Source organism: Pseudomonas sp. Irchel 3A18 (assembly GCF_900187465.1).
Classification (GTDB): Bacteria; Pseudomonadota; Gammaproteobacteria; order Pseudomonadales; family Pseudomonadaceae; genus Aquipseudomonas; species Aquipseudomonas cichorii.
Genome location: NZ_FYDI01000007.1, coordinates 121,647 through 137,371, shown reverse-complemented (window position 1 = coordinate 137,371; position 15,725 = coordinate 121,647). Strand labels below are relative to the sequence as shown.

General features: G+C 59.6%; 11 protein-coding genes. 5 read left to right on the top strand and 6 right to left on the bottom strand.

Going from position 1 to position 15,725, the window contains the following annotated elements; translation table 11 throughout:
• From CKW23_RS16140 to CKW23_RS16120, 5 genes are all read right to left on the bottom strand, one after another.
• Window positions 1-4,575 (bottom strand): alpha-2-macroglobulin, encoded by a 4,575-nt coding sequence (locus CKW23_RS16140; protein ID WP_095067963.1) that lies wholly within the window; start codon window positions 4,573-4,575, stop codon window positions 1-3.
• Window positions 4,572-5,237 (bottom strand): DUF1175 family protein, encoded by a 666-nt coding sequence (locus CKW23_RS16135; protein WP_051427733.1) that lies wholly within the window; start codon window positions 5,235-5,237, stop codon window positions 4,572-4,574. Before CKW23_RS16135 ends, CKW23_RS16140 begins: the two co-directional genes overlap by 4 nt.
• Window positions 5,207-6,982, bottom strand: a complete 1,776-nt coding sequence (locus CKW23_RS16130) for a DUF2138 domain-containing protein (RefSeq protein WP_025260267.1) — start codon at window positions 6,980-6,982, stop codon at window positions 5,207-5,209. Before CKW23_RS16130 ends, CKW23_RS16135 begins: the two co-directional genes overlap by 31 nt.
• A gap of 36 nt (window positions 6,983-7,018) precedes the next feature.
• A complete protein-coding gene (locus tag CKW23_RS16125; RefSeq protein ID WP_038399870.1) occupies window positions 7,019-7,789 on the bottom strand; it encodes a YfaP family protein in 771 nt (256 codons plus the stop codon).
• 79 nt (window positions 7,790-7,868) lie between these two features.
• Window positions 7,869-8,411 carry a hypothetical protein gene (locus CKW23_RS16120; protein ID WP_025260269.1) on the bottom strand — a complete coding sequence of 181 codons (543 nt, stop codon included), beginning with the start codon at window positions 8,409-8,411 and terminating at the stop codon, window positions 7,869-7,871.
• Between the two features lie 433 nt (window positions 8,412-8,844).
• Here CKW23_RS16120 and CKW23_RS16115 point away from each other — a divergent pair, with 433 nt between their 5' ends.
• The 5 genes from CKW23_RS16115 to CKW23_RS16095 all read left to right on the top strand — a co-directional run bounded on the left by CKW23_RS16115 (window position 8,845) and on the right by CKW23_RS16095 (window position 14,740).
• The gene (locus tag CKW23_RS16115) at window positions 8,845-10,476 is read left to right on the top strand and encodes an ABC transporter substrate-binding protein (RefSeq protein ID WP_025260270.1); all 1,632 of its coding nucleotides are present in this window, start codon (window positions 8,845-8,847) and stop codon (window positions 10,474-10,476) included.
• Entirely contained in the window at window positions 10,473-11,423 is a 951-nt protein-coding gene (locus CKW23_RS16110) for an ABC transporter permease (protein WP_025260271.1), read from the top strand. Before CKW23_RS16115 ends, CKW23_RS16110 begins: the two co-directional genes overlap by 4 nt.
• A 4-nt stretch (window positions 11,424-11,427) precedes the next feature.
• Window positions 11,428-12,345, top strand: a complete 918-nt coding sequence (locus CKW23_RS16105) for an ABC transporter permease (protein WP_025260272.1) — start codon at window positions 11,428-11,430, stop codon at window positions 12,343-12,345.
• Window positions 12,342-13,982, top strand: coding sequence for an ABC transporter ATP-binding protein (locus tag CKW23_RS16100; protein WP_025260273.1), 1,641 nt, complete (start codon window positions 12,342-12,344; stop codon window positions 13,980-13,982). The genes CKW23_RS16105 and CKW23_RS16100 overlap by 4 nt, the downstream gene beginning before the upstream one ends.
• A gap of 140 nt (window positions 13,983-14,122) precedes the next feature.
• Entirely contained in the window at window positions 14,123-14,740 is a 618-nt protein-coding gene (locus tag CKW23_RS16095) for a glutathione S-transferase family protein (RefSeq protein ID WP_025260274.1), read from the top strand.
• A gap of 26 nt (window positions 14,741-14,766) precedes the next feature.
• Here the strand turns inward: CKW23_RS16095 and CKW23_RS16090 are convergent, their stop codons facing one another.
• Window positions 14,767-15,582, bottom strand: a complete 816-nt coding sequence (locus CKW23_RS16090; protein ID WP_236249415.1) for a glycoside hydrolase family protein — start codon at window positions 15,580-15,582, stop codon at window positions 14,767-14,769.
• Between the last annotated feature and the right edge of the window lie 143 nt (window positions 15,583-15,725).

Below are 15,725 nucleotides of genomic sequence, written 5' to 3'. Positions count from 1 at the left end.
TCAGTTGACCTTGACCTGACCATAAGCGGGTTTCGTTTCCAGGGCCTGATTCTGCGGCGCATAGACCTGAGTGAAACGCACCGGCGGCAGCTTGAACTGGCCTTTTTGCGAGAAGCGCACCAGATGCCGTACCCGCAACTCGCCGCTCAGGGCGTCCACCGGAATGGCGTAAGCCATTTGCCCCGGCTCAAAGCGGGCCTTTTCCAGCGCCGTCGGTTCGGTACCGGCCTTGCCCTGCAACTTGATGCCCCAGGTGGTACGCTCCACATCCGCACCCGGTGGCAGCGGCACCTCGATCATGCCGTAGCGCAGCGGCTTGGCGGCCTTGCTGGTGATGATCACCTCGTCGAGGTAAAGGCTGTCACTGGACAAGGGTTTACCATCGACCGCTTCGAGGCTGAACTTGAACGCTTCGTCACCCGGTACAAGGCGCGACAGGCGACGGGTGATGGTCACTGCCATCGGATCGATTGCCGGTTGCCGGGTCTGATAACTCAGCAAGGCCCGCAGCGGACGCTCCTGGGTCCCGGACAACGACAATACGGCAGGCACAGGAGTAGCCCCCTGCCAGATCCAGTACATTTCACCGCTGTCGCCATATCGTTTCTTCCAGCCTTCACCCGGCGCCAGAGCGATGGTGGGCGAAGCCTGCTCGATGCTTCGCTGCAACCAGCTCAGGGCCAGGGCACGCTCCAGAGTCGATTGCTGTGGCAGCAGACGTTGCAGCAAGGCGTGAGCGCGGCCCTGATCGAAGCCTTGAAGCGACAGGTTCAAGGCTTCGGCAAATGGCTGGGAACTGACCGCCAGACGTTGCTGCGCATCCGGCAGTTGGCGGCTGAAAGCATCAGGCAACGTCACCTTCGACTGCCGGGCCAGGGAAGCGGTGAGCGCACGCGCCGCCGCCAGTCCCAGTGCAGAATCCGGGGCACTCATGACCATGCTGTCTTCGCCACTGTCCAGCAGGTTCGCCTGAGGGCCCTCACCGGCTTTCGCCAGATCATCCATCAGGCCGCTGAGCAATGTGTTGACAGGCAATTGCATTTGTCTGGCGAACGACAGGATCAGCGCACGCTGGAGCAAAGGCGTGTTTTTGGCCTGCTTCGCATACACCTCCAGCACCCGCTGCCAGTGCTCCGGCGGCAGGTGCAGCTCCAGAGCCTTGCTGGCGTGCCAGTCGGCGTAATAGGCGTAGGCGGTCAGGAATGCATCCGGCTCAACGTCATAACCCCACCATGTAAAGCTCGCCGAAGGACCGGCCATTTGCACCAGTCGCAAGCGACTGTTCTGCATGATCAGGCGCAGGCGATCCCTGACTTGCGGGTTCGACGACAGGATCGGATAGGCCATGCTCAGCGGCAACAGACGGCTGGCCGTATGCTCGACGCCGCCATAGGGATAGCTCAGCAAATCGTCGAGGGCCGAACGGAACAGCGCTTGCGGGCTGTCATCCAGGCGCAGGCGGATACCGGTTGCATCGCCGGGCAAGGTCAGCGGATTGTCGCCACTGATTGCGTCCAGGCTCTGGTTTTGCGTCACCTGCCAACCTTCACCGGTTGCTATCAGGTTCACGGCCAGTGCATCGGCGACTTTTCCTTCCTGAACGAGTTGCGCCGTCCACTCGCCACTGGCCAGTGCAAACCCTGGCAGCGCGATGTAGTTGATGCCCTTGTTCAGGGTGACGGGCACACGCTGCTCGATACCGGCGTAATGCGTCACCAGCTCGGCCTTGATGGGTTTATCCGCCTGACTGAAAGCGAACACACCCAGATCAGGCTGGTCGCCTGCGCGGAACCGCGTCGGGCCGCTCCATTTCAGGTACAGCGGTTTTTCCGACCGTACAAACTGCTTTTTCTGCCCGACCTGACCGTTCTGGTCGATGGCACGGGCCGTGATGCGCCAGCGGGTCAGCGAGTCCGGCATTTTGAAGGTAAAGCGCGTCTTGCCGTTGGCATCGGTCACCATTTCGGGTTCCCACGCTGCGGTGTCGACGTCCTCACGACGCGGCCGCTCCAGCACTTTCACGCCACGCTCGCTGCGGTTGGCCTTGCCCGGCGCCGTCGGGTTGCCCGGCAATGCCACGTCGTAACTGATGAACGACAGGCTCGCGCTGGTACGCACGTTATTGCGGCGCGGATGGTAAAAGAACTGGTCGATGGTCGGTGCGATTTCCGGTTGCAGCGCGTAGACCATTTCGTCTACCACGCTGACCGTCAGGTGCGCCGGGACCGGCTTGCCAGCGAAGTGTGTGGTCAGGTCCACCGAAACGATATCCCCCGGCTGGTAATCTTCCTTGTCCGTGGCGATGGCGACGTCTATCTGCGGCGCAACCACCTTGATACCGGCGTTCTGGAAGCTGTACTGGCCACCCTTGGTGTACAGGACCGAGAAGGTCAGGTTCGGCGCAAAGTTATCCTTTACCGCAATTCGCGCACGGTATTGGGTTTCGTTGAGCTTCTCCATCGTCAGCCAGTCGCCGCCCTTGGACAGCAAGGCCGTGGCCTCGACCTTGTCACGTTCCAGGGACAGCAGCGCATCACTGACCGGCTCGGGGAAAGTGATCAGCGCCAGGGCCTCGTCGCCCACCTTGTAGTCGGGCTTGTCGAAGATGATTTCCACGGTGCCCGGCACGGCCTTGACACCGTCGCCAGTCACAGAATGTCCGGTGGCCCCCAGCAAGCGGCCATGCTCGTCCAGCAGGGTCAGGTTGTAGGTGCCCGGACGGTCGAAACTCAGGCTGAAATCCTTTGCTGTAGCCGCAAGCTTGTCGCCGCCACTGGCCTGGTCTTCCAGACGAACCCATTTGTAGCTGCTCGGCGTCATCGCCTTGAGCGGCTCGTTGCCGCCTTCATTCTGATAGCTGAAAGCAACCTTCTCGCCCGCGGCACTGAATCGTTGGGGAGCAGTGAGACGGAAACTGGCTGCGCCACGATCGATCAGGATTTCCCTGGTGGTCTTGACCCGATACGCCGCGCCATCGCTGGCGAACACGGTCAGCATGTAGCGGCTGGGCTTGTCGGCAGCGGGCAGATCAAGAGGCGCATTGCCCTTGGCGTCGGTGGTCAGTTCGGTGCTGGTCAGTTCCACAGGGAATTGCCCGAGGTATTGCAGTTCGTTATCGACCGTGGACAACTGCTGGGCGCGCAGGCTCAGGGTCACCTTGGCATTGGCCACCGGCTTGCCGTCCGGGTACAGCAGCACCAGATTGCCTTTTACCGGCTCGCCGGTGCCGTAGTCCTGTTTGTCCAGATTCAGCGACACTTCAAAGTGCGGCTTGATGTATTCCGCCACCCGGAAGGCGCTGCTGTAGGCCTGGTCCCTGTAGCTGAAACGCAATTCATAACCGCCCGCAACGGCGTTGTCCGGCAACTGGAAACGCCCCTGGGCACCCGACACGGCGTCGAACTTCAATGGCAGCGATTGCAGTGCAGTACCTGTGGCGTCGAGCACTGTCACGTCCACATCGGCAGCGGTCGGCGCGACGGAATCACGGGCGTTCTTGAACTCGCGGCCGACGATTTTCAGCGACACCCAATCACCGGGCCGGTACATGGGCCGGTCGGTAAAGGCATAAAGCTTGGTGTCGTAGATTTCACTGTCGTAGTAGAAGTTTTCCGAAACGAAGACACCGCCCTCTTCGTCTTCACCAATCACGAACGAGCGTTCGGGGCTGACGTGTTTCAGTCTCAGCAAGCCATCGGTGCCGGTGGCACCGCTGCTCATCACGCCAAGGCCATCGGTCCACAGCACATTGACCTTGGGTGCCGAGCCGCCGTCCTGCTTGCGGGCGGCCCAGACCAGAAGCTCGTCACCGGAAATCTTGCTCACGGCCACGGTATTGGAAACGAAGACCATGGTCGTGGCCCGGTACTTGCCGATCAGCGCCTCCACCAGATACAGGCCCGGCTTCAACTGGCCCAAGGGGATATAGACGTTACCCGGCACGACCGTGACGAACTTGCTGGACGAACCGCTCAGGTCCACGCCAGCCGGTGGCTGGATCGGCTTTGCTTCCCACAGCGGATAACGGAACTGGCTGACAACCGGCAAACCGGGGATCAGGGCAAATTGGGGTTGAGACTCGAAAGGTGTCGGCGCAGCGATGGCATTGCCCATCTTCAGTTCAGGCACTTCCTCGGTCACCTGCTTGCGGGACTCGTAGGAAAACGCTCTCTGCATCACACGACGGGAAGTGCGATACCAGTTGTCCCACAGGTAAGCCAGGGTGTTGGACAAGCCTTCGCCCTTGAACTGGCCTTCACTGACCACGCGGTGCAGGTTCTTCTGCCGCTTGAGGAAATCCAGCGGCTTGTCGATGCGGTACACGCGAATGTCTGCGCCGCCGTAAGGCTCCATGCGAAACCGGCGATAGTCACGCCCCGGCGCTTCCAGGCGAACCAGCGCCTGTTCATTGCTGGAAAAACTGCTGTCCGCCAGCAGGAAAAAGCTTTCACCGGGCACCGGGCTATAACCGCTGGGGGCGACGCTGTCCTCGGCGTGGGCATTGGCCACGGGGACCAGCAGCGCCAGAAGCAATGAAATCAGAGAGCAGATACGCAACATGCGGGCACCGGTCATTGGGAGAGAAAGTTGAGTCGATAGACGCCGATGAAATTGGGGTTGGCAGCGTCGGGTATCCATCGGGTGTCCTTCCATGTCATGAGTTGCTGCAGGCTCGCGGAGCGCATGCCGTTGTCAGTGGGGGTTGTGGTGCCGGTGTGGTAGGCGATGTAGCGGCCCATCCAGATCATCAGGTGCTGGTCATCGCCCTGATCGAAAAACATCAGGTCGCCGGGGCGGGCCTGGGTCACGTCGCGCCCTACCAGATGGCTGTTGAACTGGATCAGTTTGATTGCATTCACATACGGGCCGACCTTGCCGCCACCTTGCTGCCATTGCTGGGCGAGCCCTCGCTGTGCCTCAGTCAGTTGCAGTTCAGGCGGCAGGTAACGGTTCGACAGGCCATTGCTGCGCAGCCATTTCTCGTCATGAACCTTCAGCGCCTCGTTACTGGCGAAGCGCACCAGACCGGCGCAATCCTGCTGATACCAGCGCGGGCTGGGGCCCTGGGCCAATTGTTCCTGAGCGATACGCACGAACCAGGCACGAAACACCTGGGATTGCTGCGCATCGAGCGGCGGCACGTCACTGGCAAATGCCCGGCTGCCCAGCAGCATCGTCAACAGGACAAGTCCTCGAACCAGCCTGATCACAGGGCTTTCCACTCCAGCGGCAACCATTGCCAGTGGCCGTCGGGCTCGGTGCCTTCCGGCAGCGTGAGTGCGTACTTGCCGTAACCGCCGAGCTTGCGCAGCTTGGGAATCAGATGGGTCTGTGCGGCGTTATAAAACACCGGTTCCATGTCCTTCGGCAGGCTGCCGAGGGTTTCCTGCTGCATCAGTTGCGCCATGGAGCCGGGGTTGAAGTAAACCGGCACCAAGGAGTCCTTGGGCAACACATCGGCCAGCGGCGGGAAACGCTTGTCGAGGGTGCCGAGGGCTTTGTCCACGAGCTTGTCGTCGAGGGAAAACAGCAGCGTCGAGCCATGACGTGCCAGGCTGACTTTCATGAAGGCCTTGCCGGTGATGGCGTCCGGGTTCTCGGCATTGCGAGCCAGATACGGGCCGAAGTTGGTGCTGACCTGACGTTGCCATTGGCGGGTTTCACCTTCCTGCTTCTCGACCACCGGGAATACTTTTTCGGCGACGTTGGCCTCATAGGCTCCGACCATGGAACCGAACAGGTTGCCCAGGTCTGCATCCAGACTTGGGGCTTCCTTATGCTTGAGGCTGGCAACCAGAAGTGGCGTGTACAGACGCGAGTCGGCGTACCAGCACAGGCCTGCCGAATCGGAGATGTGCTCGGTCAAAGCCTGGGCCACGGCATCCTGCGCGCCCAGTTTGACCAGCAGCGGCTTCTGCTGGGTGGCCGCCAGCGGCAAGGCCACGCAGGCGCTGGCACCGATGGGCATGGCTTGCCAGATGGGTTTGAAATTCAGATCGGGCTGGTTCTCCAGTTCGTCCATGGCCAGGAAACTGTGCCAGCCCTTGTCGTCCATCTCGAAACGCAGGCCGGCGAAGTTCGGGATAAAGCGCTGATAACCCATGGCCAGGACACTGGAGTTGACCGACAGGCGTTGTTTGACCTCAGGTTTGCGCGGCTCCAGGCCAAAGGCTTCGGTGAACAGTTTGTCGCCGTTGAGCAAAGCGGCCATGGCTTCGGTGGAAACGCTGCCGGGTGCAAGCGAGGAACCGCTTTCCTGCTCCTCGGACGGGCTCATGCCGGAAGAGGTCGCTTCATGGGTAGCGGTGTCCGGCCCTGCAAGCCTGGCCGGGTTGGACAGCACCACCAGTTTGTCGCCGCGGGAAGCGAATACCAGCGACTTGCTGGCGTTGTAGCTGAGCTGATAGAGCGGCACCTCGTCAGCCCCCACTTTCAGCACACCGATCTTGTTCAACTGAGTGTCGTACAGCACCTTGAGCAGCGGCTCCAGGGTCTTGGCCAGACCTCCGCGGTCCATGACCATCAGAAAATCCTTGAGCCGGCCATCCTTGCCACGCCACAGGGCGATATCTGCCGGCTGATCGAGAAGTTGCTCGATCAGGGTGTCCTGCAGCTTGAGGTCGTATTCGTAGATGATTCTGCGCAGGCTGCCGATCAGGCCGAGGCGATCGGCATGGGTTTCGTAATAGAAGACGAAATCTTCGGTCAGGGTTTCCTTGAGGAACGGCACTGCCAGCAGGTCTCTGGGCAACTGGCTCAGGGACCGGGTTTCCAGCAGGCCGTCCGGGCGGCTCATGCCCAGTTTGTCACTGGCAATTGCAGCCACCGGCACCTTGGGTGTGTGCATGAACCAACCCATGGCGCCGGCCACTCCCGCCACCAGACACAACCCCGCCAGCAGCAATGGCCCGCGACGGGATGATTTGACAACAGGCGTTTCGGCAGGTTGGGGAACCGCTGTTGAAGTCGAGTTATCGCTCATGTTCACAAAACCCAATTCATCCATGGGACGGGATGATCAATAGTTGAAAGTCTTGACCAGCAGCAGGTCACCAATGGCACGCAAAGGCACGATGAAGGTTTCGCGCTTTTCATCGACGGTATTTTCGTTGAGCACCAGGCTTATCTGTGAAGTGATGACTTCCTGTTTGTTACTGGCTTCATCAAAGTTGTAACCCCCGTTGCCGAAGTTGCCCCAGTAGTTCACGTAAATCAGGTAAGTGCCCTGCATGGGGGCGGTCATGGTGAACATTTCCGGGCCTGGCCCGTCGACGCCGTCAGGGTCCAGGCCGCCACCGTTGGTCAAAGCCGTGTGCCCGAAAAACGCATGCTGCCCGTCGGGGGTCACGATGTGCAGGTCGAGTTCGGCCTCCGGGTCGTCCCAGCCCAGCACAACGCGAATCCGCGCCGGGGTTCGCTGGCTGTTGGCTTCATAGAACTGAACACGCTTGAGAGACTTGCCTTCCGCACTGCGCACCTCAACGCTGTTGGAGCCTGCGCCAAATGCATAAGGCCGGGCGAAACGCCCTTCTTCGTCGGTGTAAAGATTCAATGGGTTGCCATTGACAGAGAGCACATGGGGACCGCGCTGTTTACCGATGGCCTTGAGCTGGCCTTCGATCATGGTGCGATTGCGCTCCACGCCCCGGTCGATGGGGGGCGTGGGATAAGCGACACTAGGGTTTTCACTGCGGTCCAGAAGGCCGTGGTAGCGCCAGCCGCCCACAGGCTCCGAAAGCGTGGCCGATGGCTCGGCCCATGCGGTGGATGCCCAGGCAAACGTGGCCATGAGCGTTATCAAACGACCTTTCAAGGTAAGCTCTCCAGGAAAATCATGACGTCTGAAAGGCAGACGAAAATCCGGGCATTCAATTGACCACGGCACCCGACGGCGCAGGCTCGTCAGGTATGGGCTCATCAGGAACAGGGCCTATGGGGAATGTGCCCATGTCGGCGATGTCACTCGCCTCTGACGGGCAACCACGGCCATCCGTGGTCGTAACGACGATCTCGCCATCGAGATACCAGTACGCCATGTTGTTGTCGTCTTCTTCGTAATAACAGAGCGCCATGCGGCTGCCATCCAGCGCCGCAAGAATAGCCCAGTTCACGGAACCACCACTGCGCCGATCCCAGCCTGAAGCGAGCAAGCGATCATCGACCTTGAGAATCGGGCTGATCATGTCTTCACCCAGCACCGCATCACTGACCATGGCCGAAGGTGCCGCCTTGATCACGGCTGCGCGAACGTCAGGGTCCTCGATGAAGGCGGTGCCATTCACCTTTTCCCATGGATACTTGCCGATATAAGCCTTCAGGGGGGTGTGCGCCTGTTCCTTCCCGGCAAGGGCAATGCCTGCGGCCCCTGAAAACAACACGCCCAGAACGGTCCCTGTAAGCAAGCGTTTCATACCACTTCCTGATCAATACTACGGTTCGGGAAAATTATCTTCAGCCTTCGCACAAGGGCCAATTCTGCCGGGAATCTACCCTCACAGATAATCCCGGCCAATAGTACGGATGTGCTATCCCCGTATTCAAAATCGCCCATTCCCTATCAATAGCTTGAACAGGCCCTGAGAGCTTTATTAATGGCGCAAGGCAGCACGCTGCCGAAAACAGGCGAGGCCCGCCCTCTAAAAATGTTAATTAAGAATAATAAAAATCGTATAAATCACAAAAATGTATATTAGCTTAAAACCAAAAAGACTTTTACAGCCTCTTCTCAGACGAATAAGGTCTTAAAACCAGCCTGAAGCGCTGTTCGACTTGAAGAGGATTTCTCATGCAGCCCAACCAACCTTCGGCACTGCCAGGCAACCCCGCGGACCAGGGGACACAGCAATGATCAAAAGCCCTCTTCTACCGCGCCTGTTGTTCGCCGCTGTGACTGCCGCCACTCTTCTGGGTTGCTCCCCTGCCGGTCAGGACAGCCAGGCAGGCAAGACTCTCAAAGTCGCTTTTTTCAGGGATAACACCATATTGGTCAGCGTAGATCCCTTCCAGGTCTACTGGCTGGAGCATCGGGTAGTGCTGCGCAATATCGTCGAATCATTGACCGATCAAGACCCACAGACCGGCAAGATCATTCCCTGGCTGGCAGAGCGCTGGGAAGTGAGTGACAACGCGCTGGAATACACCTTCCACCTGCGCAAGGACGTGACCTTCAGCAACGGTACACGCTTCGATGCTCATGCGGTGAAAGCTGCTTATGACTCAAACAAATCTTTCGCCGCCCAGTTGCCGAGCACCTTTGGCGCGACTTATCTGGCGGGCTACGATCACGCCGAGGTCTTGGACGACTTTACCGTCAAGCTGGTGCTGGCCAAGCCCAATGCCGGCTTCCTGCAAGCCACGTCCACTACCAACCTCTCAATTCTAGCTCCGGAATCCTACAAGCTCAGCGCCAAGGAGCGCTCGCTGGGCGCGATCATTGGCACCGGGCCTTTTGTACTGGAGCGCTACACACCGGAAAGCGGTCTGCTCCTGACCAAACGCAAAGGCTACGCCTGGCCATCAGCCAATGCCCAGAACAAGGGCGAGGCGCATCTGGATAAGGTCGAAGTCAGTTACGTGCCGGAAGAAAGCGTGCGCAACGGTCAGTTCGTACAGGGCCAGGTCGATATTCTCTGGCCGCGCAACCCGTTCTCCGAAGTGGACCTGAACCTGTTCAAGTCCAAGGGTGCCACCATCCAGAGCCGTTCCTTGCCTGGCCCGGCCTTGAATATCTACCCCAACACCCGTGGCTCGCGCATTCTGGCCGATCGCGATGTGCGTCTGGCGCTACAGAAAGGCATCGACCGCAAGACATACGCCGCCACGGTTTATAACCCTGAGTTCCCGGTGGTTTCGGGCATCTATGACATCACTACGCCCTATTACAAGAATCAGAGCGACAAGCTTGCCTATGATCCCCAGGGAGCCGAACGCCTGCTCGACGGTGCGGGCTGGCAGAAAAATGCCGATGGTTATCGCTACAAGGACGGTAAACGGCTGAAGCTTTCCTACAACCTGTCACCTTCCGAAAGCGCTGGCGATGTGCTGATCCAGGATCAACTGCGCAAGATCGGTATCGAACTCAAGCTCAGCGTCGTGACGACGGCTGAATGGGCGGCGACCAACGCTGCAGGCAACTACGACCTGACTTTCGCCTATATGACCCGCGCCGACCCGATCGTTCTGCAGAGCATCCTTGATCCGCGCAGTGCCAACAGTTCGACCCTGGCGACCAGCCTTTACGAGCCGCAAACGCTGCCAAGAGCACTGGAGCTGTTCGATGCCGGGCTGACCGCTACCCGCAGCGAGCAACGGGCGCAAGCCTATGGCGACTTGCAGGACCTGCTGATCGACGAAGGCTCGGCGTTCCCCGTCTATGAGCGGGTCTGGCAAGCCGCGACGGCCAAGAAGGTGCGCAATTTCCACTGGACCGCCGAAGGTTTCGCACTGTTCAACGACATCGAGATCGCAGCACCATGAGCCGTTACGTCCTTGGCCGGATTGCCCAGGCGCTGCTGGTACTCTGGGGTGCCTACAGCATCACTTATTTCATTCTGTATCTGCTGCCCGGCGACACACTGTCCATCATGCTCAGTGCCTCCGGGGTCGAGATCGATGCTCTGTCAGAGCAGGACCTCGCCCAGGCCAGGTCCTATTACGGGCTGGACCGCAGCGCCTTCGAGCAATATGTCGATCTGTTATGGGGTGCGATCCACGGTGACTTCGGCAATTCACTGACGCTCAACCGCCCCGTTTCAGAAGTGCTGGTCGAGCGGCTGCCGCAAACCATGGCGCTGGCGGGCCTGGCGATTGTCCTGTCGCTGATTGGCGGGGTTGGTCTGGCTTACCTCACCGCTTACGTGCGCTGGCAGCCGTTGAAAGTTGCCCTGTCGCGTCTGCCTTCGCTGGGCTTTTCGGTGCCGGTGTTCTGGATGGGGCTGTTGCTGATCCAGTTGTTCGCCTTCAGCCTCGGCTGGTTTCCGGCAACCGGCAATGAGGGCTTTTCCAGCCTGATATTGCCTGCGGTCACCCTGGCGATTCCCAGTGCAGCGGTGTACGCCCAGGTGCTGTTGCGCGGCTTTCAGGGTGTGTGGAAAGAGCCCTACATCATCACTGCCTACGCCAAAGGCCTGAGCCGCGCTCAGGTCCAGGCACGCCATGCGTTCAAGAACGCGGCCTTGCCCCTGCTGACACTGATCGGCCTGCAAGTGGGCAATACCGTTTCCGGCGCCGTGCTGGTGGAAACCATCTTCGCCCGCTCTGGGATCGGTCGTCTTGTCCAGGAAGCGGTGCTGCGCCAGGACATTCCGGTGGTACTCGCCATCGTCGCCGTCTCGGCTGCCGCTTTCGTTGTGGTCAATCTGATCGTTGACCTGCTCTACCCCGCGCTGGATCCGCGCATTGCCCACACGCCAAAGGTCTCCTGACACCATGACCATTTTCGATACTCGCCTTGCACGCCTGGCTCGCCTTGTCAGCCGCAATGAAGCGCAGCCTGCGACCCAATGGCGGCGGCGCAGCAGCCTGAGCCGGGCTTTCGATTCGGCTCTACCATTGTTGCGTCGCCCCGGATTTCTGCTGGCCGTGGCTATCGTTGCCTTTGCATTGCTGGCCGCCATCGCGCCGACCCTGCTCAGCAGTTATGCGCCCTACGCCACCTCGCCCGCCGACAAGCTGACGCCACCCAATGCCGAGCACTGGTTCGGCACCGACGAGCTGGGGCGCGACCTTTATACACGCGTCGTGCATGGCTCCAGCCTGTCGGTACAGGCAGCCTTGCTGGCCGTCGGCATCGCCATGGCCGGCGGCCTCAGCCTTGGGGTGATTTCCGGTTTTGCGGGCGGTCGCATCGATGCCGTGATCATGCGTTTCATCGACGTATTACTGGCCCTGCCCGGCCTGCTACTGGCCCTGGCCATCGTCACCGCCATCGGCTTCGGCACCATTCCGGTGGCCATTGCGGTAGGTGTCGGGATCATTCCCGGCTTCGCCCGCACCACCCGCGCCGAGGTGCTGCGCGTCAAGACCTTGCCCTACGTCGAAGCGGCACGCCTGGGTGGCGCAAGCTGGACCCGGACCTTGCTGCGGCACATCTTGCCCAATGCCTGGGGCCCGGTAGCCGTGCTGGCCACCCTGGATTTCGGCGCAGCGATTCTGGCCACTGCCGGCCTGAGCTTTCTTGGCTTTGGTGCAGAACCACCCGCCGCCGAATGGGGCACGCTGATCGCCAATGGTCGTCACTTCCTGATGACCGCGCCCTGGGTTTCGTTATTGCCAGGCCTGTTTCTGGTGGCCGTGGTGTTCAGCTTCAACCATATCGCCCGCACTCTGGAAGAGACTCAACGATGACTGACACGCCGCAACTGATCGATCTCCAGAACCTGAGCGTGACCTATCGTTTCAACGGGCAGCTCACCCAGGCAGTGCGCAACGTCTCCTTTCAAGTGGCCAGAGGCGAAACCGTGGCGATTGTCGGCGAGTCCGGCTCCGGCAAGTCCACCATCGCCAACTCGATTCTCGGCCTGCTACCGGATAACGCGACCATCACCCACGGCGAACTGCGGGTCGATGGCAACGACCTGAGCCACGCTTCTGAACGGGAAAAGCGGCGGATTCGCGGCAGCATCATCGGCCTGGTGCCTCAGGACCCGATGGTCAGCCTCAACCCGACCTTGCGCATTGGCCAGCAGATTGCCGAAGCGCTGATCCAGGCCCACGGTCGACGCTACCCGGCCATCGACGCCGATGTGGTGGAATTGCTGGAACAGGTCGGCCTCGACAAGCCGGTGCTGCGCGCCCGGCAATACCCACACGAGCTGTCCGGCGGCATGCGCCAGAGGGTGCTGATCGCCATCGCGCTGGCAGGCAATCCCCGCCTGATCATCGCCGACGAGCCTACCAGCGCTCTGGATGTCACGGTACAACGCAAGATTCTCGACCACCTGCAACGTCTGGTGGGCGAGCGAGACATTTCCCTGTTGATCATCACCCACGACCTTGGCGTGGCAGCGGATCGCGCAGACCGGGTGCTGGTGATGAAAAGCGGTGAACTGGTGGAGCAAGGTCCGCCACGGCAGATCCTTGTAAACCCCGAACACAGCTATACACGCGCATTGATTGCCGCCGCGCCGGCTTTCGGCCAGAGAAAAAGCCCGGCAGCACCACGCCCTTCTTCGCCAGACACTACGCCGCTGCTGACCCTGAGCAATATCGGCAAGACCTATCGCCTGCCTTACGTGAAAGGCGAAGACGCCGACTTCCAGGCTTTGCAGGACGTCAATTTCAAGGTTTATCCGGGCCAGACACTGGCCATTGTCGGCGAATCCGGCTCGGGTAAAAGCACGGCATTGCGCATCGCCCTGGGCCTGGAAAAGCCCACCCAGGGACGGGTGCTGTTCGAGGATCGCGACGTCACCGACCTCGGCTGGAACGAGTTCAGGCCATTGCGGCGGCGTATCCAGCTGGTTCAACAGAACCCGTTCGGCGCCCTCGACCCACGCTTCACCCTGTTTGAAAGCATCGTTGAACCGCTGGTTTCCTTTGGCCTGCTCAAGGGCCGGGCACTGGAACAGGCGGCACGCCAGTTGATCGAGCGGGTTCATTTGCCGACGGCTTACCTGGACCGACTGCCTCGGGAACTGTCAGGCGGGCAAAGGCAGCGGGTTGCGATTGCCCGAGCCCTGGCCCTGAAACCGGACCTTTTGCTGCTTGATGAACCGGTCTCGGCACTGGATGTTTCCGTACAGGCGCAGATCCTCGACCTGCTCGTCGAGCTGCAAAAAGAACTGGGCATCGCTTATGTACTGGTTTCCCACGACCTTGCGGTAGTGGCCAGTGTTGCCCATCAGGTACTGGTGCTCAAACACGGCAAGACCGTCGAGCAAGGCCTGGCCAGCGATGTCTTCGAGCGGCCCGAGGCGGCTTACACTCAAGAGCTTATTGCCGCGATACCGGGTCGAAGCCTGGAATTACAGGCTGCGATATAGGATTGATGCCGATCCGTTAAGGCATACCTCCCATGGCCCGCCTCATAAAATAATTTATGAGGTGCTGAAAATAACTTTGTTGGCGACTGACCCAGCAGACCTCTAGGATGCCTTATCGCTCATCGCCTCAAGGAAAGACCATGATAAGGCTGCATCATCTGAACCAGTCTCGCTCCATCCGCATTCTCTGGCTGCTGGAGGAGATTGGCGCGCCGTACGACGTCGAGTTCTACCGCCGCGACAGCAAGACCCATTTTGCACCCGAGTCCTTGAAGGCGATCCATCCGCTGGGCAAATCCCCGGTGATCGAACTGGATGGCAAGGTCGTTGCCGAGTCCGGCGCCATCACCGAAATCCTCATCGAACGCTTCGCACCGCACCTCGCGCCTGAAAAACACACCGCAGACTATCTGGACTACCTGCAATGGCTGCACTTCTCCGAAAGCTCGGCCATGCTCCCGCCACTGTTGAAAATCTTTGCCCAGCGCGAAACGGCCACCCTTTCCTTTCTGCCCGGCTATGCGCAGGTGGAATGCGAAAAGGTCTTTGGCTATCTGAACAAGCAACTGGAAAACAAGACATTCCTGGTCGGCGAAAAGCTCAGCGGAGCAGACTTCATGATGCTGTTCGTGGCAGAGCTGGTCGAGCGACTGGAGAAGCCGGAGGCCTACGCCAATATCCAGCGCTATCTGGTCACCCTGAAGAACCTTGATAGCTGGAAAAGTGCGCAGGCCCGTGAGGCAGAGGCTTACAGGTAAGCTCAATTACATCCTGCTCAGAAGACTCACTCGGCGAATGGCAGTGAAAGGTAGTGTCGGCCCAACTCCGTCAGCGTTCCCTCGTTACTCAGCAGGCTTGAAAAATGTGGGTCATCGTTCATCCGCCCGGTGAACCACGCATAACGGAACACGTCAGCCCGGCTCTCGCAGATGGCAACCATTTCGGTCATCTGCTGCTTCTGCTTTTCGAGTGAGTCGATCTGGACACCATCCGGCACGGAATGCCAGTTGGCAAATTCGGTTACCCAGAACGGCTTTCCAAATCTGGACAGCCTGTCGAGCATTCCTGACAGGCCATAGTCGTACCAGTGAAAGGCCAGGTAGTCGATTTGCGGCTCTCTGTTCTGGTTCTGCGCCCGATAGGCCGCATAGAACGCATCCAGCCATACGACCGGGTCCCCATAACCGCTCATGGTTCCCCAGTTCATGGCAGGACCGACCAGCTTGACGCCAGTCTGGGCGGATATCTGCTCCAGTCTTGGCCAGAACCGGGCTGCCGCTTCGGGAGTCATGTTCGCCTGATCCAGAAGATTAGGCTCATTGATGATCAGCAGATATCGAATAGCGGGATGTGCGAGCAGGTACAGCTTCAACTGGCCGTCATCGACATTCGAATTCCAGACCATGGGGATGAAGTCCACCCCGTACATCGATGCATAGTCATACGAAGCCAGCCGATCGTGAGGCTTGGGACTCCAGTTGTACCACCAGCTGATTCCGGGAGCCAAAGCACTCAAGTCTGCTGGATACGCAATGTCATAGGCGATCCCGCGCTTTGCACTTTTTGTGGCAGCCCAGGCCGATGAGCTCAATACCAGCATCAGCAGCACACAAAAGAATCGTGCGCAGCGTTGTCTTGCAGCGTTTTGCAAAATCATGGGCTGATCTTCCATAGATAATTCAAAGGAAATTCTTATTCAGATCATCCAACGACAGCCACTCTTCCCGCCCTGCTCCAGCCGGA